The sequence below is a fragment of the Deinococcus alpinitundrae genome (assembly GCF_009982895.1).
In the GTDB taxonomy this organism is placed as follows: domain Bacteria; phylum Deinococcota; class Deinococci; order Deinococcales; family Deinococcaceae; genus Deinococcus; species Deinococcus alpinitundrae.
The window spans coordinates 1-254 of the sequence record NZ_WXZL01000374.1; the positions used below are offsets into that span (position 1 = coordinate 1).

Here is a 254-nt window from a genome sequence, read left to right on the forward strand (position 1 = left end):
ATGATCCTGTAATTGAAGTAGATAGAGCAAATCAATCAGTTACTACTGCAAATGGTATTGAAGTATCATACGATAAATTGATTTTTGCGACAGGTTCTAAAGCATTCGTCATTCCAGTTCCAGGTTCGACATTACCGAGTGTAATTGGTTGGAGAACGATTGATGATACTGAACAAATGATGAACATTGCTAAGACTAAAAAGAAAGCAATTGTAATTGGTGGAGGATTACTAGGTTTAGAGTGTGCACGTGGT

Annotated in this window: 1 protein-coding gene; it reads left to right on the plus strand. The window is 36.6% G+C overall.

What is annotated here, in order from left to right; all coding sequences use genetic code 11:
- Positions 1-254: FAD-dependent oxidoreductase (locus tag GUI70_RS26010; protein ID WP_161884610.1), on the plus strand; the 254-nt coding region annotated here is incomplete at both ends.